Annotated in this window: 24 protein-coding genes and 2 riboswitches; of the genes, 10 read left to right on the top strand and 14 right to left on the bottom strand. The window is 52.6% G+C overall.

Annotated elements, in window-relative coordinates; genetic code table 11:
* The first annotated feature begins 194 nt into the window (after positions 1-194).
* Together OSH01_RS11545 and OSH01_RS11540 are read left to right on the top strand one after the other, a co-directional pair.
* A complete protein-coding gene (locus OSH01_RS11545; protein WP_266124263.1) occupies positions 195-1,184 on the top strand; it encodes a DNA/RNA non-specific endonuclease in 990 nt (329 codons plus the stop codon).
* A gap of 92 nt (positions 1,185-1,276) precedes the next feature.
* Positions 1,277-1,732 (top strand): PaaI family thioesterase, encoded by a 456-nt coding sequence (locus OSH01_RS11540; RefSeq protein WP_266124262.1) that lies wholly within the window; start codon positions 1,277-1,279, stop codon positions 1,730-1,732.
* Positions 1,733-1,775: 43 nt separating this feature from the next.
* Here OSH01_RS11540 and OSH01_RS11535 read toward each other — a convergent pair whose 3' ends face one another.
* The 3 genes from OSH01_RS11535 to OSH01_RS11525 all read right to left on the bottom strand — a co-directional run bounded on the left by OSH01_RS11535 (position 1,776) and on the right by OSH01_RS11525 (position 4,178).
* Positions 1,776-1,991: a hypothetical protein gene (locus OSH01_RS11535; RefSeq protein ID WP_266124261.1), complete on the bottom strand. Its 216-nt coding sequence runs from the start codon at positions 1,989-1,991 to the stop codon at positions 1,776-1,778.
* Positions 1,992-2,148: 157 nt separating this feature from the next.
* Positions 2,149-3,522, bottom strand: a complete 1,374-nt coding sequence (locus OSH01_RS11530) for a TrkH family potassium uptake protein (protein ID WP_266124260.1) — start codon at positions 3,520-3,522, stop codon at positions 2,149-2,151.
* A gap of 2 nt (positions 3,523-3,524) precedes the next feature.
* Positions 3,525-4,178 carry a potassium channel family protein gene (locus tag OSH01_RS11525; protein ID WP_266124259.1) on the bottom strand — a complete coding sequence of 218 codons (654 nt, stop codon included), beginning with the start codon at positions 4,176-4,178 and terminating at the stop codon, positions 3,525-3,527.
* 142 nt (positions 4,179-4,320) lie between these two features.
* Between OSH01_RS11525 and OSH01_RS11520 the strand changes: the two genes are divergently transcribed.
* Positions 4,321-5,409 carry an alkene reductase gene (locus OSH01_RS11520; RefSeq protein ID WP_266124401.1) on the top strand — a complete coding sequence of 363 codons (1,089 nt, stop codon included), beginning with the start codon at positions 4,321-4,323 and terminating at the stop codon, positions 5,407-5,409.
* Between the two features lie 2 nt (positions 5,410-5,411).
* Here the strand turns inward: OSH01_RS11520 and OSH01_RS11515 are convergent, their stop codons facing one another.
* The 5 genes from OSH01_RS11515 to imuA form a co-directional block, all read right to left on the bottom strand.
* Positions 5,412-5,864 (bottom strand): PaaI family thioesterase, encoded by a 453-nt coding sequence (locus OSH01_RS11515; RefSeq protein WP_266124258.1) that lies wholly within the window; start codon positions 5,862-5,864, stop codon positions 5,412-5,414.
* Between the two features lie 4 nt (positions 5,865-5,868).
* Positions 5,869-6,327: a GatB/YqeY domain-containing protein gene (locus OSH01_RS11510; RefSeq protein ID WP_266124257.1), complete on the bottom strand. Its 459-nt coding sequence runs from the start codon at positions 6,325-6,327 to the stop codon at positions 5,869-5,871.
* A gap of 62 nt (positions 6,328-6,389) precedes the next feature.
* Entirely contained in the window at positions 6,390-9,509 is a 3,120-nt protein-coding gene (locus tag OSH01_RS11505) for an error-prone DNA polymerase (protein ID WP_266124256.1), read from the bottom strand.
* Entirely contained in the window at positions 9,506-10,756 is a 1,251-nt protein-coding gene (locus tag OSH01_RS11500) for a DNA polymerase Y subunit UmuC family protein (RefSeq protein WP_266124255.1), read from the bottom strand. Before OSH01_RS11500 ends, OSH01_RS11505 begins: the two co-directional genes overlap by 4 nt.
* Positions 10,757-10,763: 7 nt before the next feature.
* Positions 10,764-11,495 carry a translesion DNA synthesis-associated protein ImuA gene (gene imuA, locus OSH01_RS11495; protein WP_266124254.1) on the bottom strand — a complete coding sequence of 244 codons (732 nt, stop codon included), beginning with the start codon at positions 11,493-11,495 and terminating at the stop codon, positions 10,764-10,766.
* 107 nt (positions 11,496-11,602) lie between these two features.
* Here imuA and OSH01_RS11490 point away from each other — a divergent pair, with 107 nt between their 5' ends.
* The gene (locus OSH01_RS11490) at positions 11,603-12,211 is read left to right on the top strand and encodes a tRNA-uridine aminocarboxypropyltransferase (RefSeq protein ID WP_266124253.1); all 609 of its coding nucleotides are present in this window, start codon (positions 11,603-11,605) and stop codon (positions 12,209-12,211) included.
* 3 nt (positions 12,212-12,214) lie between these two features.
* Here the strand turns inward: OSH01_RS11490 and OSH01_RS11485 are convergent, their stop codons facing one another.
* The 4 genes from OSH01_RS11485 to pbpG all read right to left on the bottom strand — a co-directional run bounded on the left by OSH01_RS11485 (position 12,215) and on the right by pbpG (position 15,357).
* Positions 12,215-12,670 (bottom strand): carboxypeptidase-like regulatory domain-containing protein, encoded by a 456-nt coding sequence (locus OSH01_RS11485; RefSeq protein ID WP_266124252.1) that lies wholly within the window; start codon positions 12,668-12,670, stop codon positions 12,215-12,217.
* A gap of 9 nt (positions 12,671-12,679) precedes the next feature.
* Positions 12,680-13,486, bottom strand: coding sequence for an NRDE family protein (locus OSH01_RS11480; protein ID WP_266124251.1), 807 nt, complete (start codon positions 13,484-13,486; stop codon positions 12,680-12,682).
* Positions 13,487-13,546: 60 nt separating this feature from the next.
* Positions 13,547-14,233, bottom strand: coding sequence for a hypothetical protein (locus OSH01_RS11475; RefSeq protein ID WP_266124250.1), 687 nt, complete (start codon positions 14,231-14,233; stop codon positions 13,547-13,549).
* A 173-nt stretch (positions 14,234-14,406) separates the two neighbouring features.
* Positions 14,407-15,357: a D-alanyl-D-alanine endopeptidase gene (gene pbpG / locus OSH01_RS11470; RefSeq protein ID WP_266124249.1), complete on the bottom strand. Its 951-nt coding sequence runs from the start codon at positions 15,355-15,357 to the stop codon at positions 14,407-14,409.
* A gap of 244 nt (positions 15,358-15,601) precedes the next feature.
* On the opposite strand from pbpG, the gene OSH01_RS11465 reads away from it, so the two are divergent.
* The 3 genes from OSH01_RS11465 (at position 15,602) to OSH01_RS11455 (ending at position 17,770) form a co-directional block, all read left to right on the top strand.
* Positions 15,602-16,015, top strand: coding sequence for a hypothetical protein (locus OSH01_RS11465; RefSeq protein WP_266124248.1), 414 nt, complete (start codon positions 15,602-15,604; stop codon positions 16,013-16,015).
* A 94-nt stretch (positions 16,016-16,109) separates the two neighbouring features.
* Positions 16,110-16,922 carry a motility protein A gene (locus OSH01_RS11460; protein WP_266124247.1) on the top strand — a complete coding sequence of 271 codons (813 nt, stop codon included), beginning with the start codon at positions 16,110-16,112 and terminating at the stop codon, positions 16,920-16,922.
* Between the two features lie 14 nt (positions 16,923-16,936).
* A complete protein-coding gene (locus tag OSH01_RS11455) occupies positions 16,937-17,770 on the top strand; it encodes an OmpA/MotB family protein (protein ID WP_266124246.1) in 834 nt (277 codons plus the stop codon).
* A gap of 42 nt (positions 17,771-17,812) precedes the next feature.
* Here OSH01_RS11455 and OSH01_RS11450 read toward each other — a convergent pair whose 3' ends face one another.
* Positions 17,813-19,258, bottom strand: coding sequence for a sodium:solute symporter family transporter (locus OSH01_RS11450; protein ID WP_266124245.1), 1,446 nt, complete (start codon positions 19,256-19,258; stop codon positions 17,813-17,815).
* Positions 19,259-19,343: 85 nt separating this feature from the next.
* Positions 19,344-19,451, bottom strand: a riboswitch (TPP riboswitch).
* A 73-nt stretch (positions 19,452-19,524) separates the two neighbouring features.
* A riboswitch (TPP riboswitch) is annotated at positions 19,525-19,617 on the top strand.
* Positions 19,618-19,664: 47 nt separating this feature from the next.
* On the opposite strand from OSH01_RS11450, the gene OSH01_RS11445 reads away from it, so the two are divergent.
* The 3 genes from OSH01_RS11445 (at position 19,665) to OSH01_RS11435 (ending at position 22,562) form a co-directional block, all read left to right on the top strand.
* A complete protein-coding gene (locus OSH01_RS11445) occupies positions 19,665-20,444 on the top strand; it encodes a 3-oxoacyl-ACP reductase (RefSeq protein ID WP_266124244.1) in 780 nt (259 codons plus the stop codon).
* A complete protein-coding gene (locus OSH01_RS11440) occupies positions 20,444-21,745 on the top strand; it encodes an LLM class flavin-dependent oxidoreductase (RefSeq protein ID WP_266124243.1) in 1,302 nt (433 codons plus the stop codon). Before OSH01_RS11445 ends, OSH01_RS11440 begins: the two co-directional genes overlap by 1 nt.
* A gap of 64 nt (positions 21,746-21,809) precedes the next feature.
* Positions 21,810-22,562, top strand: a complete 753-nt coding sequence (locus OSH01_RS11435) for an SDR family NAD(P)-dependent oxidoreductase (protein ID WP_266124242.1) — start codon at positions 21,810-21,812, stop codon at positions 22,560-22,562.
* A gap of 247 nt (positions 22,563-22,809) precedes the next feature.
* Here OSH01_RS11435 and OSH01_RS11430 read toward each other — a convergent pair whose 3' ends face one another.
* Entirely contained in the window at positions 22,810-25,917 is a 3,108-nt protein-coding gene (locus tag OSH01_RS11430) for a molybdopterin dinucleotide binding domain-containing protein (RefSeq protein WP_266124241.1), read from the bottom strand.
* Between the last annotated feature and the right edge of the window lie 2 nt (positions 25,918-25,919).

Raw genomic sequence — 25,919 nt, 5'->3', positions numbered from 1 at the left:
TAAAAGGCATGTTCATTAAATGACATTTTTGACGTTCTGGAGGGGAAGGGGAAAGGGGGGAATAAGCGATTAAAAATGGCTTGGATTTTTTACGTGGGATGGATAAGCAAGGGCAGGTTTAACAGTAAGTAGAGTAAGCCGGGGGGCTTTTTGATGGGGGGCTGGATGGGGTGCTTATAATGACAGGGAACGTCATGGACGTTTTTATCCTATCTTTAGCCTCTCTCATGTCAGTTAGAAAAAAAGCAGCACCTAGAAATCGTCGTTCTACCCGTTCTTCTCCTCCTCGTCCCCTGCGACGTTTGTTGCGCCAGATTAGTGCCTCGGCGGTGCTGGCGTTTGTGGCGGCAAGTTGTGCACTGAATCCCAATTGGCGCGAGCAGTTACAGATCGAGCAGTTGAGCGTCGGTCAGTTTAGTCTTGAGGATGTGCTGCCCGATTGGCGTTGGCCTGCTTTGCCTTCTTTGCCGTCGTTATCGGGTAATTTATCGACGGTGCAAAGCCCTGATGGGGTGTTTGTACAAACGTCGTTTGCGTCTTGTGCCGACTTTTTCCCCCAGCGTAGTGCGCCCGTGGTGCCCGAGGCACCTATATTGCGTGAGTTGTGTTTTACCGATTTTGCCCTGTTGCACAGTGGGCAGTATAAGACGCCGGTATTTGTGGTGGAACGGTTGAGCCGCAGCAAGCTGAGCCAAAGCTCGCAGTTCAAGCGTAGCGATAAGTTTTATGCGGAAGCGCGTTTGCCTCAAGCCGAGCGTGCGGAGCTGGCCGATTATCGTGGGTCGGGCTATTCACGCGGGCATATGGCGCCTGCCGGTGATATGTATTCGGCCGAAGGCATGGCGCAAAGCTTTTCGTTGGCTAATATGGTGCCGCAGAATCAACGTCATAATGCGGGGGCCTGGAGCAAGATTGAGGGGGATACGCGTAAGTACGTGCAGCGGGCCCAAGGCGATGTGTATGTGTATACGGGGCCGGTGTATGAAAGCCCGGTGCAAACCATCGGGGCAGGGAAGGTGGCCATCCCTAAGTATCTGTACAAGTTGGTGTATGACCCGAACACGGGTAAGTCGTGGGTACATTGGCATGAGAATAGTCCTGACACCAAGGTGGGCGCGCCGATCTCTTATCAAGAGTTTGTGAACCGCACGGGTTTGCATTTGCTGCCTCATTTAAGCCGTTAATTGTGCCTGAGTTGGGCAGGGTTAACCTGCTGGTGAGCGCGGCCTTTTTTGCCTAGAGTGTGGAAGGCTATTTATTACGAGGAGAAGCAGCCATGTCAGAGCAGTCAGCCAGTTATTGGAATCCCAGCATACCCGAAGCGGTGCGAGCTAGTTTTGCGTGCCAAGGGGCGATGTCGTTAATTAAAGCTTCTATGCCGGTGGTTGAGCAGGGCAGAGTAGAGATACATTTACCGCACTGGGATGGGGTGGGGCAGCAGCATGGCTTTGTGCATGGCGGCGTGGTGGGGATGATTGCTGACTCGGCCGGTGGCTATGCCGCGATGACGGTGGCGCCGGAGGGCTCTTCGGTGTTGTCGGTGGAATATAAGCTGAATTTTTTGGCCCCGGCGAAGGGCACGATGTTAATTGCGCGCGGCAGTGTTATTAAGGCAGGGCGCAGGCTGATTATTACCGAAGCTAAAGTGTGGGCACGTGAGGGTACAGAGGAGCGTTTGTGTGCGGTGATGCAGCAGACGATTATGGCGGTGAGTGAGCCCGAACGAGCGTAAGGTTTACGTTGTAGGGCTATACGGCGTTGCGCCAGGAAAGGGTTTAGGCTTCTTTGCGGCGCTGTGCCCGTTTGAGTGCGTCGATTTCTTTGCGTAGGGCGAAGACTTCTTCGCTCATCATGTTAATCATGGCCATTTGGCTTTGATACATTTCTGCTAAGGAATGGTAGCTCATGCCTTGGCTGGTTAGCTCGCGGCATAGGTTACTCATGCCAGAATTGGCGCGCTGGGTGAATACGGCTAAACGCTTTTTATCCATTGCTGCTTTCCTGGTGAGGGCTTAAGCACAGATGGGTACCTTGCTTTAGGCCCTTAGTGTATTGATCTTTATACCATAACAGCTAATTCCACTTTGTGTTAGCGCTTATTGCAGCCTTGACTGTTAAGCAACTTAAATTATTGCGTTCTACTGGCGTTTACCCTACCTGAAATTGCCCTTCGGGGTAACGAATACGGCTGCGCTGACGGTTGGCGATGGTGTAGATGAGGGTAAGAGGGCCCAGGCGGCCAATAAACATTAAAAATATAATGATGGATTGGCTGGGTTTGGACAGTTCATTGGTGATGCCGTGGCTCATGCCGGTGGTGCTAAGGGCCGAGGCAGTTTCAAATAGAATGCTGACCAATGGCAGATCTTCGTCGAACAAGGTAATGCTAAATACCCCTAAAAAGTACATGGCACCGGTTATTAGAAATAAGGCTAGGGCTTTTTGTACGGTTTCGGGGGCGACGCTGCGCTGCATCAGAACAATTTCTTGGCGTTGGCGTATGTAGGAGCTGGCTGCGGCGAGCAAAATCATGAGGGTGCCAATTTTGATACCGCTGGCGGTACTGAGCGAACCACCACCTATTAACATCAGCACGATGAGTAGCAATGAGGTGCCGTCACGCATGTATTGGAGGTCCATAGTGGTGAAACCTGCGGTGCGGGTGGCGGCAGTTTGCATCCAGGTTGCCAGTAGCTGGTCGTACAGGCTGAGCTTACCGATGGTGTAAGGGTTATGGTATTCAATGATGAAGAAAGCACCAAAGCCAATTAGGTTGAGCACCAGGGTAGCCAAAATAATGAGCCGTGTGTAGGGCAAGAGCGAGCGCCAGTTTTTGTTTTTCCAGACATCGCCTAACACGCCAAAACCTATGCCGCCCAGAATGATTAATGAGGACATGACAGCTACGACGGTGATGTCGCTGGCCCAAGGGCTGAGGGAGTCATTAAATAGGGTGTAGCCCGCATTATTAAAGGCGGAGACTGAGTGAAATAAAGCGCGGTATAAGGCGGTTTGCCAAGGCATGTCGCCCGACCAGCGGATAAATAGCACTAAGGCGGCCGTCAGTTCAATAGCCGCGGCAATTTTGAAGACTTGCTTGGCAGTGTCGCGGATACGGGCGACACTGGTTTGGTTAAAGGCCTCGAGCGCTAAGGCTTGCTGGTTAACGCTGATGTGTTTGCGCATAGTGATGGCGGCAATGACAGCGAAGGTGACAAAGCCTATGCCGCCTATTTGCACCATAATGGCTAAGGCGATTTGACCAAAATGAGTGAGGCCGGTGGCCGGGTCGACGATGGTTAGTCCGGTAACGGTAACCGCGGAGGTCGCCATGAATAGGGCTTCGAAGTAGGAAATCGGGGCAGTGCTGGCTTGTGGTAAGCTGAGTACGGCAGAGCCCAGAAGAATGAGGAACAGGAAGCCGATAGCTAGCACGATAGGTGGGCTAGCTTGCAGTTGTTGTTGGCGACGTGGTTTTCTGTGCTCGTGCCGTAGCGCTTGTTTAGGTTCCCAAGAACGCATGGTTAAACCAGTTTAGGAGCAATGCTACGCAAAGCACTTAGTTGACCGAACAAGACGAGTAGGTCTTTTGCTTGCAGGATGTGCTGTGGGTCGGGGTTGAGCGTGGTAGAGGAGCGATGTTTGATGAGCAACACGTTGACGTTATCGGTATGAGGATCGAGTACACTGGCTAGTGTTTGCCCGTCGAGGTGAGGGCTAATGGTAATTTCTACGACAAAGTCACCGTTGCCTAAAGAGATGTAGTCGTTAACCATGGGGTAGCTGAGTATTTGCGCTACGCGTATGCCCATTTCTTCTTCGGGATGAATAATGCGGCTGACGCCAAGTTTAGCCAGAATAAGATGCTGGGTATGAGTGGTGGCTTTGACCCAAATGGTAGGAACCCCAAAACTTTTAAGGTGCACCACACAGACTAGGCAGGCTTCGATGTCATCGCCGATCGCCACAAGTACGACGTCAAAGTTATCTAAGCCAAGTTCTTCTAGGGCCAGTTTGTCGGTGACATCGGCAATGACGGCACGGCTCAACTGATCGGCGTATTTGTCTACGAGTTTTGGGTTGGTGTCTACCCCTAAAACGGAGTGGCCCATTTTCATGAGTTCTAAGGCGGCGGCGGAGCCAAAACGACCTAGGCCTATAATTGCAAACTGTGCCATAGTAGCTGTTCTTTTGAGTCTTAAAATTTAATACGAGACAAATAAGCCTTGGTAGGCTACGATAAAATCTGGTAAAAACCCTTATCGGGTATTCCCGATCCCTTCTGTGCCGAAGTTCTGGCTGATGAAAAATTGCACCATCATGCTCACTTTGTTTGATCCCTTACAGTTAGGTGATATCACCTTAAATAATCGTATCATCATGGCTCCCATGACGCGTTCGCGTGCCTCTGAGGGGCGGGTGCCGAATGATTTGATGCGTACGTATTATTGCCAGCGAGCGTCCGCAGGTTTGATTTTAACCGAGGCTACCTCAATTTCGCCGCAGGCTGTGGGTTATGTGCACACGCCGGGTATCTGGAGCTCTGCCCAGGTAGAAGGTTGGCGCCATATTACCGAGGCGGTGCATGCGCGGCAGGGCAAAATATTTTTGCAGTTATGGCATGTGGGTAGGGTGTCGGACCCTGAGTTCTTAAATGGGCAAATCCCGGTTGCGCCTAGCGCGATTGCCTGCCAGGGCATGGTCAGTAACCTAACGCCTGAACGGGCATATTCGGTGCCGCGTGCCTTGCATTCCGAGGAAATTGCCGAGATAGTGAAAGATTTTGGCATAGCGGCGCAAAATGCATTGACGGCAGGTTTTGATGGGGTGGAAGTGCACGCTGCCAATGGCTACTTAATTGATCAGTTTTTACACGACGGTTCTAATCGACGTTGTGATCAATATGGTGGTTCGATTGAGAATCGGGCTCGCTTTTTGCTTGAGGTGGTGGACGCCTGCATTAGTATTTGGGGCCCTGGCCGGGTTGGGGTGCACTTGTCGCCACGTGGCGGGGTGCATGATATGCATGACTCGGACCCACACGCCTTGTTTGGCTATGTGGCTAAGGCGTTAAACGAGCGCGAATTGGCGTTTGTATTTTTACGTGAAAGCCCTGCCTCTGATAGTTTGCTCCCCATGATACGCAGTTGCTATAAAGGGGTATTGATTGCAAATGAACATTTTGACTTGCCAACGGCTGAAACTGCCTTGCAAAAAGGGATGGCGGATGCCGTGTCTTTTGGCAAAGCTTTTTTAGCGAACCCCGATTTGCCGTTACGTTTTCAACGTAAAGCGGCGTTAAATGCCTGGGATGCGAACACTTTTTACAGTATGGGGCCCAAGGGGTATACCGATTACCCTTTTTTGGATGCGGTGGCGCCCCTAAGTTGCCAAGTGGCTGACGAGTAGTGTTATTTACCGGGGGGTGCTACGCGGTTCTCGGCGTGGACGATTCTAAAAGTGGCCGCTGCTTTGACTAATAAGCGCTGTTTGTCATCGTAACCGGCCCCTTCGCAATAGGCGGTGTCGCCTTCTAGATAGAGACACCGTGCGCGAAACCATACATCAGCACGGGCCGGTAATAAAAACTGGGTATTCATGTCTATAGTGGCCATGCCGGATTCTGGCAGGCGTGCGCGTGCGGCGGCGCTGAGGGTGAAGTCTAGGGCTGCCATTAAGGTGCCGCCGTGTACGTCGCCACGGCTATTGGCGTTGCCTGGCTGCCAAGGTAGGTAGGTTTCGACTTGTTCTGGCGTAAAAGAAAGAGGCTGCAGCCCCAGAGTTTGCATTAAGGGAATATGCACACCGAAATAATCGTGCTTGACGGGGGTGTGTTCTGGGGCTGTCAGGGTCTCGGTGAGCATGAACTTAGGCTATTTTTTGTTTCAGTAAGGCGGAGACGGCGGCCATGTCGGCGCGGCCAGCAAGTTGAGCTTTAATTTGAGCCATGGCTTTACCCATGATGGCTGGGCCTTGCGCACCTTGGGCTTGAGCTTGGGCAATGGCTGCGTCGAGCACAGCGTTGATTTCAGCTTGATCAGCTTGGGCAGGCAGATAGGTTTGCAGAACTTCCAGTTCAGCTTTTTCTTGGGCAGCGCTTTCAGTGCGGCCAGCTTGTTCAAAAGCCTGGATGGATTCACGGCGTTGTTTGGCTTGTTTTTCGATGATGCTGATGATGTCGTCATCGCTGAGCTCAATGCGTTTGTCGACTTCCACTTGTTTGATGGCCGCTTGTAGTAGGCGTAAGGTGCCTAAGCGAGCCGTGTCGCGAGCGCGCATGGCAGTTTTGGTGTCTTCGGACAAACGGGTTTTCAGGCTGGTACTCATGTCAGTTCCTGTGAGCTTTAACTAAAGTTCTATTTTAGCGTAGCTGTCAATGTTGAGCCAATTTAATGGAAGTCGCGACTGGATGTGTGTAGCTGTTCGATCAAGTGGCTGAGGTCAACAAGCCGTAAAGCAATGAGGTGGCAGACTTGGCCATGTCGTTGCCAGGTGCCATACACAGCGAGTAAGCGGGCTTGGAGCAAGGCGGCTGAGTCTCGTTGGGCAATGGTGTCGCGGACAATCACGTTAAGGTGGCCGGTTTCGTCTTCGAGGGTGACAAAAATAGTGCCTTTAGAGGTTTGTGGGCGCTGGCGCATGGTGACTAGGCCGCAGGCGCGTGCTAAGCGACGATCGGGGTAGTCGTTGAGCAAGGTTTGGGCTGAAACAAAACCTTGTGTTTGGAGTTGAGCGCGTAATAGGCCGACAGGGTGGTGGTCTAGGCTAAAACCTAGACTGCGGTAGTCGCTTAAGGTATCGGCGGCAGCACCGGCGGGGGCAAAGTGGGCGGGGTTGGTTTCGTGTATGGGGCTGTGGCGTAGTAGGCCTTTGGGGTGGCTAAGGCGGCTATCCCATAGTGCTTGGCGACGCGTAGGGCTAAGGCTGCGTAAGGCTTGTGCTTGGGCTAGGGCTTGGAGCGCGGTGGGGTCAAGGTAGGGGCGTAAGCTGGCTAAGGTTAAGGTTTGTTGTTGATGTTGCGCTTGAGTGCGCCACTGTACCAGTTGTGCGGCGCTGCTTTGCGCTAGGCCTTTGATGCGATTTAAGCCTAGACGCACGGTGTTAGGTGCTTGAATGTGGCTTTCCCAGTGGCTATGCAGGGCATCGACAGGTAATACCTGGACGCCATGTTGACGGGCATCGTGTATGAGTTGACCTGGGGTGTAAAAGCCCATGGGTTGTGAGTTTAATAAGGCGGCTAGAAACTCGGCGGGATAATGGCATTTTAAATATGCACTGCACCACGCTAAGCGAGCAAAACTGGCGGCATGGCTTTCGGGGAAGCCGTATTCGCCAAAACCACTAAGCTGTTCAAAAAGCCGTTCGGCAAAGTCTTGTTGGTAGCCATTGGCCAGCATGCCGTCGATCAGCCGGTGACGCATTTGTGCTAAGCCGCCGCGTCGTCGCCAGGCGGCCATTGAACGGCGTAGTTGGTCGGCTTCGTCGGGGGTGAAGCTGGCGGCAATCATGGCTAGCTCCATGGCTTGCTCTTGAAAGATGGGTACGCCTAGGGTGCGGTCTAGCACGTGGGCTAAGGCGGGGTTGGGATACTGTGCTTGATAGCCGTGTTCACGTCGTTGTAGGTAAGGGTGCACCATGCCCCCTTGTATGGGGCCAGGCCGAACAATGGCCACTTGTACCACTAAGTCGTAATATTCTTTGGGTTTTAAGCGCGGCAGCATGCTCATTTGGGCGCGTGATTCGATTTGGAATACGCCTATGGTGTCGGCCGCTTGAATCATGGCAAAACATGGGGCGTCGGCGTTGCCGATGTCTTGTAAGCGTAAGGGGCGTTCTAGGCTTGCACTGACGAGTTTTAGGCAGCGTTGCAGGGCGCTGAGCATGCCTAGCGCTAAGATATCGACTTTGAGTAAACCCATGGCATCGAGGTCGTCTTTGTCCCATTGCACAATGCTGCGCTCGGGCATAGTGGCAGGCTGTATGGGCACTAAATGGTGCAAGGGGGTGTCGGCGATAACAAAGCCCCCTGGGTGTTGGGAGAAATGCCTGGGAAAGTCACGCAGTTGAGGTGTTAGGCTGGCCCATAGCAGCATTTGGCGTTTGCTGAGCGAGTGGGGCGTTTCTTGTAAGCGGGTGAGCAGGTCGCGATCACGCACCCAGCTATGTTCGCTTTTTGCCATGCTATCGATGAGGTCTGGGGGCAGGCCTAGTGCTTTGCCGACATCGCGCAAGGCGCTACGACGGCGATAGCGAATAACGACGGCTGCCAACGCGGCGCGATGGCGACCGTATTTTTGATAAATGTATTGAATGACTTCTTCGCGGCGTTGATGTTCGAAATCGACGTCAATGTCGGGCGGCTCTTTGCGGGCACGGCTGATAAAGCGGGCAAATAAGGTGCGGCTACTGGCGGGGTCAACTTCGGTGATGCCTAAGCAGTAGCAGACGGCGGAGTTGGCGGCCGAGCCACGCCCTTGGCAAAGGATATCGCGCGAGCGGGCAAAGTTGACGATATCATATAAGGTAAGAAAGTAGGCTTCGTAGCGTAGCTCGGCAATAAGCGCGAGCTCTTCGTCTAGGCGTTGGGCGATAGAAAGTGGCAGGCCTTCGGGATAGCGTTTTTGTGCTCCTTGCCACACTTCTGTGCGTAGGTATTGGCTGTGGCTCATGTGGGGCGGGCACACTTCTTGAGGATACTGGTACTGTAGTTCGTTTAAGGAGAAATGGCAGCGCTGTGCGAGGGCGATGCTGAGCGAACGCATGGCGGGAGGATAAAGATTGGCCAGTTGTAGGCGACTACGCAAGTGATGCTCGGCATTAGGGCGTAAGTGGGCCACGCATTGTTGTACGCTTTGTTTATGACGGATGGCGCAAAGGATGTCGTGTAGCACCTGACGCGAACGTACGTGCATTTGTACACCGCCTAGGGGCAAGACGGGTATTGTGCTGTGGGCGCTGGCGAGCTGTATTTGTTGGCGGTGGTAGGAGTCTTGATCGAGTTTGTGCAGGCAAAGCCCCAGATAGAGGCGCGTTGGGAAAAAAGCGTTGAGGGTGGCTAACTGTGCTTGTATGTGTTGTGCGCTGCGGGCGTAGGCGGGTTTATAAATAAACAGGCAGTCGGGAAAGAGTGAGGGGCTAAGGGCTTTATGTTGGGCTGCTAACGCTTGCGCCTGTAAAACGAAGGCTTGGGGCGTTTGGTGTTGTGCGGTGATGAGTTGGCATAAGTTGCTGTAGCCTGCCTGAGTGGTGGCTAGGCACAGGAGTTCGTCTGCTTGGGGGGCTTGCTCTTGCCAGTAAAATCGGGTGCCGATAATAAGATGAATGCCGTGTTCTTGGGCGGCCACATGGGCGCGCACGACACCAGCCATTGAGGCGTAATCGCATAGGGCTAAGGCTTGATAGCCAAGCTTGGCGGCACGGGCACAAAGTTCTTCGGGATGAGAGGCGCCTTGCAAGAAACTAAAATTAGAGATGCAGTCTAGTTCGGCGTAATCCAGCAGGTGGCTCATCCGAATACTCCATGCAAAAACCAGCGGTCCGCTTGTTTGACTAAGCGGTAGATCCAATAACGGGTATGGCGGTGGTCTTGGGCGATGTAGTAGTCCCGTTGTTCGTGCCCTGGCTCTTGCCACCAGCCTGACTGTAGGCGTTCGGGGCCTTGAATGAGTTGTAAGGCATGCCCTTTCAGGCCGGGGCTATGTCCTATGGTGGAAAGCTCACGAGCAGGAGTAAAAAGCCAATAAGGACGTAGGGGCTGTAGGGGTAGGGGAGTATGGCTTAATGCCGGTAAAATTTGGTGAGAGTAGTTTTGCCATTGGTTGACTTGTTCCGGGATATGACTGGCTTGGGCGTGGGGGTAGCGTAGGTTGTGTGGACCTAGGCGGGCCGCGAGTTGATCAAGCAGGTGTTGTTCTTGGGCTTGTAAGGTGTGGGGGTCGTCGGGTAGCAAGCTGGCCGTGCGCGCACTGCGCGCGTGGGTATCGTGAACGATAAGGGTGATGGCATAAACAGGGTTGGAAATAGGTAGGTGGGTGAGTTTTTCGGTGATTACTGGCAGGAAGTCGCTAGGGTGACAGGCTGAGCCACTAAGCTGGATGAGAAGCTGAGTGGGAGCAAGGTGGCGACGGTCGTGACGTAAGCGGATTAATAGTTGATTGCAGGCAAGCTGGCGCTGGTGTAGCCAGGTGGACAGTTGTTGTACTTGTTGCGCTAGGACGTGTAGCAAGGGGGCGCTATGGCGCGTGCTGTAATCGAGCTCATGATGATGTCTAAAATAAGGGCGGGGGCGTAACCATTCGAATACACTGGCTTGTAGGCCATAAGCCTGATCAAGCTGGTCGAGTACTTGACGCAAACCGCGCTGCGCTAAGCCTGCACGAGGTAGTCGTCGCAGTTGGGCTAAGGTGTGGCAGGCTAAGTCAGCCAGCCAGGTGCTGTGTGTGGGTGAAAGCGCCAGTACGCTAAGCGGTAAAGCGTCGAGGCGTTGTTGTAAGGTGCTCAGACGCAAGCAACGGGTTTGCCTTGGCTGTGCGCTGGCCAATAGGTAAGCCCCCCAAGCGGTAGGCGCCAAAGCGGTTTGCCAAGGGGCTGGCGCATCCAGATCAAGGGTGAGTAGATCGGCGTGAATACGACGCCATAGCTGTCGTGGCCCCCCAAATAACACTAGGCTGGCTTGTAGGCTAAGGAGTAAGGCATGGGGCTGCAAGTAACACAGTTGGGGGGTGTAGGCCTGCATACGCCCACTGAGCGCCTGCATGGCAAGCTTAGTGTTTTTGTAGTGGGGCGGCAGCAAAAGGCACAGGTAAAGGCTCATGGGTTGGAGTGATGACACGGGGTTGATTAGCTGTGTGTGATGCAGGAGGGGCTTGCCATAAGGGTAAATACAGTTCGTGCTGAGTAAGGAGCCCGGCGCCTTTGAGTAGGTGTACCGCTAGCCCCCAGCTATTTGGGTGGTGGGCAGGAACCTGGGGGCGATACCTTACACGTAAGGGGGCGGGGCTAGGGCGCTGGCCTGCACTGGCAGGGGGCATAAGAAACAGTACATTTTGGGTTTGCCGTGCCAAAACATGGAGCTGCCTAAGCTGTGCATAGCTGAGGGGGTGGGCGGGCCAGTAACACAGGAAGGCATGTTGATGATGACGTAATACTTGTAGGGCAGCCCAATAGGCATCGGCGGCGGTGTCGCTATTGAGCCAGAGTAGGCGGTGTTGAGCTAAGCCGTGGTGATACCATGCTTGCAGGCAGGGCGGGTGCGGTGGCGTGAGTAAAACGATTAAGGTGGCCGGCGTTAACGCTTGCAAGCACGGCTGTAATAGTGAGAGCTCGGCTGTACCGCAGGTATGCTGAGGGATGAGTTCAATCAGAGTACCTACCGGCCAGCCGCGGCCGGGGAGTTCGGCGTCTAGTTGTGAGAAACCACTGGATAAGGTGGTGCCTACTACGCTGGGCAGTTGATGGGCGCGCCATACGGCTGGGTGCAATACGTTTTGCTTCATAGCTTGCTGTCTTTATTAGGTGCTGTATAAATATACAGTAGTTGTGCGTAGCACAGCAAGTTTTTGAATCAGTCTTACAATAACGGTTTTTAATCTTGTGAGTGATTGTGGCCGTTTCTTTACGCCCCCGTTGTGAGGCATGCCAGCGTCCTACCGAGCGCTGCTTGTGCCCGCTCATTCCCCATTTGCCGCATCGCTGTCCGGTATTGGTGTTGCAGCACACGAGTGAAAGTCGCCATGCTTTAAATACGGCGCGCTTAGCGGTGCTGGGGTTGCAGCAGGCGCAGTTGTGGGTGGGGGAAAGTTTTAGCCAGTTAAACGCTTATTTAGCCGCGTTTAGGCATCCTGTTTTATTGTTTCCAGGGCCCGAGGCGCAAACGGTGGAGCAGTGGCGTGCGGCGCAGCGTGAGCCGGATTTACTGATTGTGCCCGATGGTACATGGCGTAAAGCGCGCAAGATACTGTATGCCAACCCCTGCTTGCAAGAGTTGCCACGTTTGCAACTGAACGTCGCTGAGGCTTCGCGTTATCGGGTGCGTAAGGCGCCTGATGCGCAATCGTTAGCGAGCATTGAGGCGATTGCGCAGGTGTTGGCTGAGCTACAGCCCGAGCAGTCGTATGCGGCGTTGTTACGGCCTTTTGAGCAGTTGATTGAAGAGCAAATTGCCGCCATGGGCGCTGAGGTGTATGCGCGTAATTATGGCGGCTTAACCTAGGTGTTAAGGTGTGCTTGGTGTCGTGGTAGCGGGCCATTGAAAGTTCACTTCGCGTGCTTGGTCGGGTGCGATGGTGACGTCTTGGTGCAGGGTGATACCTTCCAGCGTAGCAAAAACCTTGTAGTTGCCTGGGGCTAAACGAATCAGGCAGAAAGGGCCGTCTATAGCGCTATTGAGCACGGTTTGATCGTGTTGATCACGGATGACTAACTGGGCGTCGGACACATAGGCGGCTTTGTCTTGGGGCATTAAGCGCGCAAAGCTGACCGATAAAGGAAAGGTTTTGCGGGCTAGGCGAAACAGTTGTGCTTCATCACTGCCTATGCCGCCAGCAATATATTCGGTTACCCCATAGTATTGGCTAGGGGGCAGGCTTTCTTGGGCATGGGCTGTATACAGCACAGCACTGGAGCATAGGGCCAAGGCGAGATGAGAAAAGAAACGAGGGCGCCGTGTCATACTGTGTCCTTAAGGGGCTTGTAATTGAAAGTACCAGTCGTTCTGGGCCAATAGTTGGGCTTGTGGGGTAAAGCTGCGCTCGATAAACATGCCTTGCCCTTGGGCGTTGACGGCAATGATCGTGGAGCAACGCGTACCGTATTCAGGGCTAATGATAAAAGGGCTGCTGAGCAGACGTTCACGCTCTAGGGATAGGCCGGTGCTGGGCAGCAGGTGGTCGGGCGCAGCTTGGTCAGTGCGCAATATGGTAAATAGATGGGCAATGGCCGCTGGCGAACCATCAAAACCTTGAGCTAAGGTGTGTTCACGTAGGTAGTCGCTTTTGGGCCAAGCGGTATTGAGTAAATGGTTGCTGAGTACATGAATGCCATCAGCCAGAGTTTGAGCCGGCGCGTTGGCACGATTGCTGAGGTAGGCAGCTTTTGCCACCCAGGTTTGAGCATTGGGCACAAGATCAATACTGAGCAAATTAAAGCCGGCGTAATGCTTTTGTTGTGCGGCTAAGCTTTGTAGTGCCTCAAGGCTAGTGGCTTGCGGGTTTTCGAGGCAGGCTAAGGGTAATTGCCCGCGAGAGCGGCTATAAGAGTGTGTGTGGCCGGGCTCACGAAAGTTGGTAACGAGGCTAACACGCCGATGCTGGGTGTGCAGACCTAACCAGGTTCCCCCCGCTTGGAGATCTTGGCCCGCCAGTAAAGAGGGGTCGTGTTTCCAGTAAGCGGCTGTTTGGGTGGGGCGCTGATGGAACTCGTCGCGGTTGGCGGCAACGATAAGAGGCCAGTCAGGATGATTATTAAGGGAGAAATAGGCGATGCACATGTGCCTATTTTAATGGGCGTAACGAAATAGAGCTAGCCTTGTCGATACGCCCAGAGGGAACTAAAACGTGTAGGAAACCCCGATGAATAAAGCCGGAAAGACGCGCAGTTTGTGGGCATCGTCTTCAAAGTCGTTTTTCTGACGCTGAACTTCTTCGTCGGCGTTAAAACCAGCGGCGGTAATTTTATTACGTAAGTCTTGGTTGACGTTTAGGGATACTTTAGGTTTGCCAAAATACACCCCTGCATCGGCGATAAAGCCCCAGCCTGCGCGACGATTAGGGCCAATGTTGTGTCCCCAGCCCAAGCCTAGGTACGGGGCCACTGAGGGAAATTTAGCTTCAGCATTGGCGCTATCATTGCCATCGAAGGGGATGTCTTTGGCATTACCAATGTTGATGGTGCCGGTGCTGCTGGGACGGGCATGGGCTTTAATTTTGGTGTTTCTGACCCCTAGACCGGCGGTGAGGCGGAAACCATTATCAAAGGGGAAGTAATCGAGGTAGGCAGTACCTACGTCGTTGTGTAGCTTGCCACGGTAGTCAAAATCAGTAGAGCTGCCATTGCGAGAGTAAGAGCCTATGGTGGTGAAGTCGCCACGTAAGGTGAGGTTAGGGCTTAGGCTGTGAGCATAACCCACGCCTACTCCTAGAAAACCAGCCTTGCCGTAAATGGATTGTGCCTGAGCGCCAGCGGCAGCACATGATAGGGCGGCTCCTAAAGCCAAAATACGTAGAGATAGCTTCATTCGTGATACACCTGTGAGAAAGGAAGTAACGACTATTTGCTCCAGCCGCGAAAGCAGGAATGGAACGGAATAAGAATGAATTGTTTTGACGTAATTGGCGATATTTTGTTTCTTTTGGGTTTAAAAAAATGCCGCTTAAAGCGGCATGAGGTAGCTAGTCAGGCTAGACAGCGTTAAAGCATGGCTAGACTATTCGTTTTCTCGACCAAATCGCGGATACGTACGGCATCACCGATGCGGGAGTAGCGGCCGCTAGAGTTGAGTAAAACGATGGCCACGTCTCTATCTTCGATTTTGGTCAACATCACTAGGCACTCACCCGCCTCGTTAGTAAATCCCGTTTTAGACACAAGAATGTCCCAATTACTATTCTTAACAAGACGGTTTGTATTATTGAACATGAGTTCACGGCCATTGCCTACCTGAACAGAGTATTGATCATGGGTAGTGTATTGGTGTATAAGCGGCTGCTTTTTTGTTGCCACTAATAGTTTGACTAGGTCGCGGGGGTTAGAAACGTTGTCGCTGGATAGGCCAGTAGGCTCGACAAAAGTAGTTTGGCGCATTCCTAGAGCGCGTGCTTTATCGTTCATGGCGCGTACAAACGCGGCTAGGCCACCTGGGTAATGGCGCCCTAACGCGTTGGCGGCACGATTTTCTGAGGACATTAAGGCCAAGTGGAGCATATCGGCGCGGCTAAGGCGTGAACCCACGCGTAGACGCGAGCTAGAAAACTTGAGGCGATCTACATCGGCATCTGTAATTTCTAGCATTTCGTTCATGTCTTGCCCTGCCTCGGTAACGATTAAGGCAGTCATGAGTTTGGTGATAGAGGCGATAGGTCGTGCTTCTTGGCTTTTTTTCTCGTACAGCACGGTAGCGCTTTCTAAGTCTTGCACGTAAGCAATTTCAGAGCGTAGGGCGGCGTGCTGAATAATCGCGTTTTGCTTGATGGGGTTGGTGAGATCGGCGGTGATGTTGCTGGGGTAACTGATAGGTTGTAGGTTTTTTTTATAAACCAGATGGGGCGCATTAAAACTGGTTTCAGGCGATAATGCTTGCAGGTTCAGTAAGGCCAGATCTTGCGCCTGAATGCTGCCCGCCCAAGGTAGAGCGAAAAGCATGCAAAAGGCGCGTGCCATGAGAGTATTTTTTTTCACTTTGCGCATGGTTTTAGTGCATTACAGAGTAGGTTTAGAGATCTGTTTGAGTACTAGATACTACCAGAAAAAATCTATTTATATTAGTGGCTTACAGCTTTAACTTGAAAAAAAGTTTAAGTTTTACCAGCGACATTTTAATTGTCTGTGTATATACACAGTGGTTTTGCTGTTTTAAGCTTAAAGGAAGTAAAAAAAGGAGAAAAACGTGCATCAGAGAGGATTCTTATGGGCGCTAGTCCTAACCGCGCTGATGACGGTTTTTTCACCCGCACAGGCACAAGAAAAGATCTGGGTACAAGCAGTTGCCGGGCCTGCTTTATATGAGCAAGGGCAAGCGCGTACATTGGTTTTTCAGGCTACGCGCGAGCAAGCGGTAAAAGGAGTGATTAGCCGGGTGCAGCTTAGCCTGCACTACGCTGGCGCCGCGATTGTAAAAAGTCGTCTTTGTCACTTGCTTAGTGGCACTTGTGTGGGGTTACAAGGCGGGACACTGAATAGCGCTGCCTTTGCGGGGTTAGCGGCAGATTCGGCCTTTTCATTAGACTACCAGTTATGGTCTTGGGCCGGCCCCAAGTATCCATTGCATGTGCAAACGCGCCTACAGGTTCAGTACCAATAACCCGTGTGCGTTGTAGGGCTACATGGATAAAGCCCTAAAGAAATTGTGGTTAAAGCCGATATATAGGGTTACGCCTACTTTTATCGGACTTGCTATGAACCCCTCGACGCTGATTGGTATTGTTGCCAGCGTGTTGCTATTTGCCGTTATTTTATTTTTCACTGCTGAAAATCCAGCGCTTTTTCTAGATTGGCCTAGTTTGGCGATCGTGCTTTTTGGTACGTTGGCGGCTACCTTTATTAGTTATCCCTTAAGTGAAGTGGTGCGAATTTTTGGCTTAATCGGCACGGTACTGCGTAATGAGCGCATGTACACGCAGCAAGATATGGATGAGCTGATTAATATTTCCCGTTTATGGATGATGGGCGATATACGCGCGGTAGAAAATGCCCTAGAAAAAGTGGCGAATCCGTTTCTGCGCACGGGGGTGCAGTTAGTGATTGATATGACGCCCGAAGAGGACATACAAGAACTGTTGCAGTGGCGTATTTCGCGTATGCGGGCGCGCGAGCATGCAGAAGCACAACTGTTTCGCTTAATGGCCAGCTTTGCGCCTGCCTTTGGTATGGTGGGCACGCTGATTGGCTTGGTTAACTTGATGTTTTTATTGGGCGATGGCGATATTACGGCTATTGGTCAACAGATGGCTTTAGCGCTGATGACAACGTTCTATGGGGTGTTGTTAGCCAACCTGGTGTTCAAGCCGGTGGCGGTGAAATTGGAGCGTCGTACTGAGCAACGCGTCGTGCTGATGAATATGGTGTTGCAAGGGGTGTCGATGATGAGCCAGCGTCGTGGCCCCGCTTTAATGCGTGAAACTCTGAACTCTTTCATGGCCCAGTATCAAGACGAAATTAATGCGCGCAATCAGCCCAGTCATGGCAATGCCGATGCTGTCCATAAATAGTTACGGGGGCTACCATGAGTGAAGAAACATTGGGCGATTTGGCCGAGCGTCAAAAGAAGGTGCAAGCTGAGTTGGAGCAAATACGCCAAGGTAAATTGCTGCAGCAGCGTCGGCCTTATCGTATGCGTCCCTGGGAGGTGTCCGAACCAGCGCCAGCCCAAGAGGAGGAGTCGTGGCTGACGACCTACCTAGATATGATGACCTTGCTGTTAGTGCTAATGATTGTGATGCTAGCTTTTGCTGGTAAGCGTGCAGCAGAAAGTGGGGCAGCGCAAGGCGGGGGGGCGGCACATATTGCGGTACAAGGTGGCAGCGGCGTGTTTCCGGCGGGGGCGGGGCTGTTTCCTTTAGACGGCAACGGAAAACCAGACAATAACGGCTTGGACGATGGTTTAGCCTTTGGGGATTTGGGTGACGATATTGATGTTTTGGTGAATGACCAAAGTATTAGTTTTCGCATCAATAGTGAGATTCTTTTTGGCTCCGGGCAAGCCGACTTAAGCCGCGAGGGGCTGCAATTGATGAGCAAGCTTGCTACGGTGATGACTCAGCTTGGGTATCAGGTGGCCGTGGAAGGGCACACCGATTCGGTGCCGATACGAAGCCATCGGTTTCCGTCTAACTGGGAGCTATCAGGCGCTAGGGCTGGCAGTGTGGTGCGCTATTTGCAAGCAAATGGGGTAGGTGCCGACAAACTGCGGGCGGTGGGCTATGCTGATACCCGCCCTTTAGCCTCTAATGATAGCGCCGAGGGGCGGGCAAGTAATCGCCGCGTAGAATTAGTGATGGAAAGACCGGTAGCGCAGGATGCCTCTAGTGCTCCTGTTGCTATTGATGAGGTGCCTTAAGCAAACTACCCCCATGTGAATCGACACATGGGGAGGCTGTGCTTAGTCTAACTTGCGTATGGTGGCGGGTAGGCCGGCAAAGTTAAAGAGCGCACCACGACGGCGAAAGGGGCTGATTAGCAGGGTAGCAATAACAGGTACTATGGCTGCTAGCAGAAAGGACTCAAGCAGGTAGCTCATGCTAGGGTCGTTAGGGCTAGGGAAGATCATCAGGCCTGCTACCAGCCCTAATACTGTGCTGACGGTGGCCGTGAAGCCGTCAAAGCGGCGGCTGTATAAGCCATAGAAAACCGGGAAGGCGGCGGCCGAACATAATAGGTCGGCGAGCAAGAATAAGTATAAAACGCTATAGCCTTGAGACGAGACGAGTAATACGGGAATCGCACACAGCCAAAGTAGTATGCGTGACAAACGTATCATGGCCTGGGGGCCGGTATTGGGGAGCAAGCGGCCTAAGTCAACCGCAATAAGGCTGGCTACCGCACTAATAACGGTGTCGGCGCTGCTCATGACCAAGGCTAAGCCAAAGGGAATCATGAGCACGACAAACCATACGGGTACGTGCGGCAAAATGACATTAAACAAGGCTACAGAGCTGTCGCCTGTGTCTCCTTGGGCGACAAAAGCCAAGCCAAATAAGCCCATTAGAAAGATAAATGGCGCTACAAATAAGCCCCCTAACAAGAAGCCATTACGCATGGCTTTATTGTTTTGGGCCGAGTAAATTCGCTGCCAGTTTCCTTGGTGAAATAGGCCCGTTAGGAGTATGGCGACAAAGAAAGTAAGGCCAGCTTTAATGCCTGTGGGGTCATCCAGTTTGAGGAGTTGAGGCGCTTTGATCTCTACCGCCGCTAGCATGGAGGCTGGGCCGCCTACGGCTTTCCAGCCAAATAGGCAGAGCAATACGATCATGGGGAAGATGATCAGCATTTGCACTTTATCGGTGAAAATCGAGGCCCGTAAACCACCGTAGCCGGTGTATATCAAGGTAGCAACAAGCACTACAGCGGCGGTCACCCACAGAGGGATAGGAGCTATTAAGGTGATGAGCTTGGCCATGGCGGTGATTTCAGCCGTCATGGAAATGAACATGTAGAACAGGATGATGACCAGGGTTAGCAGGTACATGGGGCGACCATAGCGTGCGATGACGAATTCGGTCAGGGTGTGGCCCTGGGGCATCAATTCGCGCAGGCGTTTGCCTAGGGGAATCATGGCTAAACGAGGCGACATAGACCCTAAGGAGTAACCTATGATGGCCGATAAACCGCCCCACGTGGCTGCTTGTGCGGGGGAGAATAAAATCCAGGCGCCTAGCGATGATGCCAGCAAGGTCATGATGGTGGCCCAAGCCCCTTGGCTGTTACGGGCGGTAATGAAATCTTCGAGTGAAGACTGAGTTTTGCGGCGCGCATGGGCAATGCCCGCGAGGGCAAAAACAACAGAAAAAGCAATAAGCCAAATAAGCGTGGCGGACGTGCTAAGCATGGTTTTCCCTTGCCTGCATACGCAGGCATATCGCCTAGCAGCTTACGCTAGGCAAATTAATAAAACAGGAAGATGGGCCCAAAATAGAGGTATGGATTTCCTTCCCTTCGCCAGTATGAACTGGAGCAGGTTCAAAGGGTTACTGCAGCAGATGCAGTGTCTCAGCCCGTGTAGGACACCCCTAGGAACTATATAAAGCTTATTGGGCAGCAGCCGGCTTGTCAAATGGTGTGTGCTGCTGGGGGGCAGAAAATATGCTATTGTTCATGTTTGGCACGGGGTGCCCCTTAGGGGCTGAGATAACACCCGTAGAACCTGATCCAGTTCATACTGGCGTAGGGATGTCCGCGGCCGCATCAGGCCCTTTGGCTGTCGACTTTCCTGCGCTTACATTCAAGGGAAAGTCATGTCTGTTCAAATATCAAAAGAAATTACCGAGCAAGTCGTGCTTATCACGGGCGGTGCGCGTGGGTTGGGTGCTTGCCTGGTACGTGCTTTTGCCGGCCAAGGAGCCAAGGTTGTTATCAACTATTTGAATAGTGAGGCAGCAGCGTTTGCCTTAGCGGCCGAGTTCCCCGAGCAGGCGATTGCTATTCGTGCCGACGTCTGCGACGCTCAAGCCGTTGCCGCTATGTTTGCCCAGGCCGCTAAGCATTTTGAAGCGCCTATTAGCACGGTCGTCAACAATGCTTTGCCTAATTTTCAATTTAATGGCGATGCGCGTCCGCATGCCGATACCCTAACGTGGGAGCACTTACAGCACCAAATGGAGGGTATTGTGCGGGGTGCTTTGAACACCACGCAGGCGGCCTTGCCCGGTATGGAGCAAAGCGGTTTTGGGCGCATTATCAATATTGGCACCAATCTTTTTCAAAACCCCGTGGTGCCTTATCACGATTACACCGCTGCAAAGGCGGCGCTACTGTCCTTTACGCGTACTCTTTCGCATGATTTAGGCCCTAAAGGGGTGACAGTGAATATGATTTCCGGTGGCTTGTTGCGTACCACGGATGCCTCGGCCGCTACCCCTGAGGCGGTGTTTGATTTAATTGCTCAAAGCACTCCTTTGCGGCGTGTCACTAGCCCGGCCGAGTTTGCCGATGCGGCTTTGTTTTTTGCCTCGCCTTGGTCGCGCGCGGTAACGGGTCAAAACTTAGTTGTAGACGGTGGATTGGTGAAAAACTAATGCGACAACTACATTTTAATTTGTTTATTATGGGCTGCGGCCATCATAGGGCCGCTTGGCGCCAGGCGAATTCGCCAGTGGAGCAACTGGGTGATGTGCGCTATTACGAAAAGCTGGCGCAGATTGCTGAGCGTGGCAAATTAGATGCCATTTTCTTTGCTGATGGGCAAACCAATGACAAAGTGAGCGATGGGCCGCGCTGGTTTCTAGAGCCTTTAAGCATGATGTCCGCTTTAGCACGTGCTACTGAGCGCATAGGCTTAATTAGTACGGTTTCCAGTACTTTTTTTAATCCTTTTCATGCTGCGCGTGTGCTCAGTTCGCTAGACCATATTTCGGGTGGCCGTATGGGCTGGAATGTGGTGACGTCTATGTTTGATGCCGAGGCGCGTAATTATAGTTATCCGGCAATGCCCGATCATGCTTGGCGTTATGGCCGTGCTGAGGAGTTTGTGGATACGGCCTTGCGTTTATACGATTCCTGGACGGATGAGGCTCTGTTACTAGACAGAGCGGGTGCGTATGCCGACCCCGATCAGGTGCGAGCGATTATGCACCACGGAGAGCATTTTCTGGTTGATGGCCCACTGACCTTACCGCGTTCCCCGCAGGGGCATCCGGTGTTGTTTCAGGCGGGTGCTTCCGACCAAGGACGCGATTTAGCCGCACGCAAAGCGGAGGCTATTTATGCGGTGGCCTTTGATTTGCCGGCGGCCCAAGCTTATTATCGCGACATTAAGCGTCGTGTGCGTGAAGCGGGGCGTACCGACCCGGTGCCGATTATGCCTGGTTTAGTGACGTATGTTGCGTCCACCGAAGCCGAGGCCAGACGTAAAAAAGCCGATTTAGATGGCTTATTGCCCACCGATTCTTCCTTGCGCCAACTTAGTACGTTTATTGGTCAGGATTGTTCTGATTGGGAGCTAGACGCACCGGTGCCTGCTTTGCCTGCGTTGGAAGCCTTTACGGGGCCCAAAGGGCGGTACGGCACAATCTTACGCATTATCGAGACTCAACAGCCCACCTTACGTTCCTTATTGGGTTCGTTAGCGGCGGGCGGTGGGCACTGCACCATGATTGGCACGCCAGTGGCGATTGCCGACGAAATTGAACGTTGGTGGCGCAACGAGGGGGCCGATGGGTTTAACTTAATGCCGCCTTCTTTACCCGATGGGGTGGAAGATTTTATTGAGCAGGTGATTCCTATTTTGCAAGAGCGAGGCATTTTTAGGCGTGAGTACACAGGTACCACCTTGCGCGAGCATTTAGGTTTAAAACGTCCGGCTAGTGTTTTAGGCTAGTTCTTTGCTATCCTTATTGTTTTAACTACGGCCTATTTTTAGGCCGTTTTTATGAGCGTACAGCATGAAAACAATAGTGATTACCGGGGCTTCATCGGGTTTTGGCGCTGCGCTAGCACGGCAGTTGGTCGAGCAGGGCGATACGGTGTTGGGGTTGGCGCGCCGCCAAGACAAGCTGGCTGAGTTGGCGCAAGAGCTAGGCGCGCGCTTTGTGCCGTATGCGGTAGATTTAACTGATAAAGCAGCCCTTGAGACAACCTTAACCACCATTAAGCAGGCGCACCCACAGATTGACGTGTTGGTGAATAATGCCGGCTTGGCCTTGGGTGTAGCCCCTGCACAGCAGGCTAGCCTAGAGCAGTGGGAAACCATGATTAACACGAATGTTACGGCTTTGGTACGCATTACGCATGCCTTATTGCCTGACATGGTGGCACGTAATCAAGGGCAAGTGATTAATATTGGCTCTACAGCAGGGGAGTACCCGTACCCAGGTGGGAACGTGTACGGAGGCACCAAGGCGTTTGTGCATCAGTTTGGGCTTAATTTACGAGCCGATTTAACGGGTACGGCAGTGCGTGTGTCGACCGTGGCACCAGGCTTATGCGGGGGTACAGATTTTTCTAAAGTACGTTTAGGGGATGCTGACAAAGCGGCAGCGGTGTATGCCAATGTGCAGGCTCTTAGCCCTGAGGATGTGGCGGGCACAATTTGCTGGATTATTAACGCCCCCGCGCACATGAATGTGAACTATGTTGAGTTGATGCCAGTGGCGCAAAGCTTTGCAGGGTTAAGCGTGCATCGTAACGCCGTATAAGCAAGTCTGGTGTCCGCCAGCAGCGCACCAGAATTGCTAGATCACTACAATAACGGCAGTACAAGATGGGTGATACCCATCTTAGCTATCTATAAAAATGCAATTAACGGAAAAGATATGATAATTGCGTTAAGCTAGGTTTAGCAGGTTGGTGGGGTAGTCCTGAGGATACTTCATGTGTAAAAGGTAAACTTGGGGGCGAAAAAAAGGGGCTTATGAGTAGCCCCTTTAGTTTTGTGGCTGTCTTTTAGACTTTTTCAATCCGAGCGGGTAGCCCTTGACGCACGACAGCGCCTGATACCCAGTCTATCCAGACGTTTTCATGGCCTGTTTGTAAACTAGGATCGCGCAAACCTAAGTCATTCAGGTTCACCCCAGCAGATAAGGCGTTTTTATGCGCGGTAGCGACACCATCGATGATATGCGCATTGGCGCCTAATTCAGTGTGTCCAAAGCCATACTCGATAGCAATCGCCCCTTCTTTGATACCAGGGCGCACCAGTGCCATGCCGACCACACTACCGCCCGGAGTACTGATCCGTATTTCATCGCCGTTCACAATGCCTAAACGTGCGGCATCATTTTTGTTAATGGAAATAGGATTGTGCGGATGCACTTGACGTAACCTGTCCATGGCAATAGACATAGAGCTCATCAAGTTGGACTTATAGGAGCAGGCTAAGAATGGCCATTCTTGTTCGGGGTATTGGGCACGCATGGCTGTGCCATCCGCTAAGCGAGTAGGGTACCAAGTTGGGCAACCACTGGCGCGCTCCCCGGTCATGGAGTGGCGAACTTTGGCCAGATCTTCGTTCCACACTTGCAAGGCGGGAACATACTTGTGTTTTAAGCGCTCGCCTTCCCAGGCATCTTGAACCCTATCAAAACGTCCACCGCGGGTGAGTACCATGGCGACTTTTGCTACTTCCTCGGGTTTTAAGCGGGCATGTAGTGTCGCTTGTAACTTGTCTACCCCGGTAATGACCAAGTCGTCTGGGATGGCGTCGGCGACAGGTCTGCCTAAACCATAAGCAATATTGGCAATACCACGTAAATAAAAATCCTCGGCATTCATGAGGTCGTATGTTTGCCCCTGCTTGTCTTTTAAAGCGTCTTTGCCAAATCCGGGTAAGTTAAGGGCTAGGGCCACCGCAAACAAAAAGCTTTCTAGGTTGATATCTTGTCCGTCAGCGGTTTTTGCTACCTTGGACTTCACGACAGGCCAACGCACGGTGGATGATTTAGCAATCACATCGGCCCAAGGCGCAGAGATACCCCAGCTTTCGTAGGTGACGGTGTCGGGCACGATGTAGTCGGCGTAGACGTTGGTTTCGTTGAAGAAGGGATTAATCGAAATAGATAATGGGATCTTGGTGGGATCTTTGATTTTATCTACTACGGTGTGACGGTATCCTGCTATGGCGTAGACAGGATTACTCATGTGGTTAATCCAAACTTTGCACGAGTAAGGATAGCCATTCGCACCCGAGGTGACCATTTCGCTACTGAGGTTACCCACCATAGGGTACCAAGGTGCCGGGGCGGGATATGGGGACTGTCCTTGCTCTACGCGGCGTTTGTATTCGCTGGTTTTTTCATAGGCAAAACGATTGCGTGATAGGGGGATACCTTTGGGCGTTACCTTGCCCTCAAATTGCGCAAAGTTATACCGTGGGCCAGATCCAAAGGGGCCGAACGGGCCGGCGTCAAGGACCAGGCCGCCTTGTACATTCAAGTTGCCCACCAAGGTGTTGAGCATGGCAATGGCATAGGCGGTGTAGAAACCTGCGCCGCTCATGGTGCCACCATGCGCATCGGCTACAGCGCGAGTGCCATGACTAGTAAATTCGCGGGCTAGCTCTATGATGGTGTCCGCGCTGACACCGCAGTGCTGAGCGTACTCTTCTATGGTTTGTGCTTGGGCTTGTTCACGCAGCTTATGTAAAGCGCTGACGACAGGCAACGAACCATTGATGGTATCGACGTTGGTTTGTACAAAAATCTCTGCACTATCGATCGCAGTATGCGGGTGTAGTTGCCCCTGTGCATCGGCTACCACAAATGCTTCCGCTTGTTCTTCGCTTTCCCAGCCTAGGTCTTTGCCGCGCAAGAACTGACCGTAACGGGGGTGTTCGGGGTCGTTGATGAGTAGGTGAGTGGCGTTACACCAAGAGGCTTGTTCATCATTGACATCGGCATGCGGTTTACTTAAGTATTCAGCGTTGTAGGCTTGATTTTCGAGCATCCAGCGCAGCATGCCCATGACTAGAGCTAAATCGGTGCCCGGCAAGACGCTTTGCCAGCGGTTACCACTTCCTGAGGCAATGCTGGAGGAGGTGGGCAACACGGGAGACACAACAACATAGCGGAAGGTATTTTCGGGCCGTGCGCGGGCTTCGGCTAGTTCGCGCCCCTGACGTTGAAAGGGGTTGCCGGATTGCGCGGGAGCGGCACCAATAAATAGGCCGAATGACGCATTGGTCCAGTCTGGTTTGCCGTGAGGCATGGTTTTCGTGTCGTTTAAGGCGGCGCCGGTGCCTACGCGGAAACTTTGACCACAATAAGAACCATGGTTGCTGAAGTTAATGGTGCCGAAGGACTGTTCAGCAAAGCGACGGATGAGCCCGGTACGACCTTCGTTGGAGGCGTCGGTAAACACTAATTGGTTGGACAGGGGGCCGTATTCGGGATTGGCTTCATCGATCAGGGTTTGGTTGTCGTAAATGGCACGCAAGCCATCGACATGGCCTTCGCCAAATAGATCCCCACCTTCGGTGACTTCGCTGATTAGTTGTTCGAAGCTGATGCTTTCCCATTGCCCCGAACCACGTGGCCCGACGCGTTTTAAGGGATGGACGATGCGGAAGGGGTTTTGATGCTGAGCCAGCATGGATGCACCCCGGGCACAGGCACTGGCGCGTCCTTCGAGGCCGTTTTCACCACCCAGCATGGCGTAGACTTCGCGCACGCTGGTGTTCATATCGGCCGGCTGTGTGGTTGCTAATGGATGATACGGGTTGCCGGCCACGCGTAAAATAGTGTTGTTTTCGGTATCGACGCGCACACGCACGCCGCATTGTGTCCAGCAGCCCAAGCAACTGGAGGGGCTAACAATTTGCCCTACTTGGGTATCCAGTGCTTTGGTGATGGGGTTGATACGGAACTCGGGCTGCAAGGAATTACCACGGGTAGCGTGCTCGGTACTTACGCCGGCGCTGCCTTGGGTTAAGCCTTTGGCTGCCTTCACTAAGGTGTCGCTATAACCCGCGGCAAATAGGGCTGCACCACCGGCAGCAACACCGCCACGAGTGAGCAGCTGACGTCGGGAAAGTTTGATGTTGTCGTCTTTACTCATGA

It is taken from the genome of Alcaligenes endophyticus, from assembly GCF_026344035.1.
GTDB classification, from domain to species: domain Bacteria; phylum Pseudomonadota; class Gammaproteobacteria; order Burkholderiales; family Burkholderiaceae_B; genus Alcaligenes; species Alcaligenes endophyticus.
The sequence above is the reverse complement of the archived record's forward strand: the minus strand, read 5'-3'. Positions and strand labels throughout refer to the sequence as shown.

Bases quoted from the DNA above. Each gene is read 5' to 3' on its own strand.
- OSH01_RS11545 (WP_266124263.1), top strand. From the start codon at position 195: ATGGACGTTTTTATCCTATCTTTAGCCTCTCTCATGTCAGTTAGAAAA.
- OSH01_RS11540 (WP_266124262.1), top strand. From the start codon at position 1,277: ATGTCAGAGCAGTCAGCCAGTTATTGGAATCCCAGCATACCCGAAGCG.
- OSH01_RS11535 (WP_266124261.1), bottom strand. From the start codon at position 1,991: ATGGATAAAAAGCGTTTAGCCGTATTCACCCAGCGCGCCAATTCTGGC.
- OSH01_RS11530 (WP_266124260.1), bottom strand. From the start codon at position 3,522: ATGCGTTCTTGGGAACCTAAACAAGCGCTACGGCACGAGCACAGAAAA.
- OSH01_RS11525 (WP_266124259.1), bottom strand. From the start codon at position 4,178: ATGGCACAGTTTGCAATTATAGGCCTAGGTCGTTTTGGCTCCGCCGCC.
- OSH01_RS11520 (WP_266124401.1), top strand. From the start codon at position 4,321: ATGCTCACTTTGTTTGATCCCTTACAGTTAGGTGATATCACCTTAAAT.
- OSH01_RS11515 (WP_266124258.1), bottom strand. From the start codon at position 5,864: ATGCTCACCGAGACCCTGACAGCCCCAGAACACACCCCCGTCAAGCAC.
- OSH01_RS11510 (WP_266124257.1), bottom strand. From the start codon at position 6,327: ATGAGTACCAGCCTGAAAACCCGTTTGTCCGAAGACACCAAAACTGCC.
- OSH01_RS11505 (WP_266124256.1), bottom strand. From the start codon at position 9,509: ATGAGCCACCTGCTGGATTACGCCGAACTAGACTGCATCTCTAATTTT.
- OSH01_RS11500 (WP_266124255.1), bottom strand. From the start codon at position 10,756: ATGCAGGCGCTCAGTGGGCGTATGCAGGCCTACACCCCCCAACTGTGT.
- imuA (WP_266124254.1), bottom strand. From the start codon at position 11,495: ATGAAGCAAAACGTATTGCACCCAGCCGTATGGCGCGCCCATCAACTG.
- OSH01_RS11485 (WP_266124252.1), bottom strand. From the start codon at position 12,670: ATGACACGGCGCCCTCGTTTCTTTTCTCATCTCGCCTTGGCCCTATGC.
- OSH01_RS11480 (WP_266124251.1), bottom strand. From the start codon at position 13,486: ATGTGCATCGCCTATTTCTCCCTTAATAATCATCCTGACTGGCCTCTT.
- OSH01_RS11475 (WP_266124250.1), bottom strand. From the start codon at position 14,233: ATGAAGCTATCTCTACGTATTTTGGCTTTAGGAGCCGCCCTATCATGT.
- pbpG (WP_266124249.1), bottom strand. From the start codon at position 15,357: ATGCTTTTCGCTCTACCTTGGGCGGGCAGCATTCAGGCGCAAGATCTG.
- OSH01_RS11460 (WP_266124247.1), top strand. From the start codon at position 16,110: ATGAACCCCTCGACGCTGATTGGTATTGTTGCCAGCGTGTTGCTATTT.
- OSH01_RS11455 (WP_266124246.1), top strand. From the start codon at position 16,937: ATGAGTGAAGAAACATTGGGCGATTTGGCCGAGCGTCAAAAGAAGGTG.
- OSH01_RS11450 (WP_266124245.1), bottom strand. From the start codon at position 19,258: ATGCTTAGCACGTCCGCCACGCTTATTTGGCTTATTGCTTTTTCTGTT.
- OSH01_RS11445 (WP_266124244.1), top strand. From the start codon at position 19,665: ATGTCTGTTCAAATATCAAAAGAAATTACCGAGCAAGTCGTGCTTATC.
- OSH01_RS11440 (WP_266124243.1), top strand. From the start codon at position 20,444: ATGCGACAACTACATTTTAATTTGTTTATTATGGGCTGCGGCCATCAT.
- OSH01_RS11435 (WP_266124242.1), top strand. From the start codon at position 21,810: ATGAAAACAATAGTGATTACCGGGGCTTCATCGGGTTTTGGCGCTGCG.
- OSH01_RS11430 (WP_266124241.1), bottom strand. From the start codon at position 25,917: ATGAGTAAAGACGACAACATCAAACTTTCCCGACGTCAGCTGCTCACT.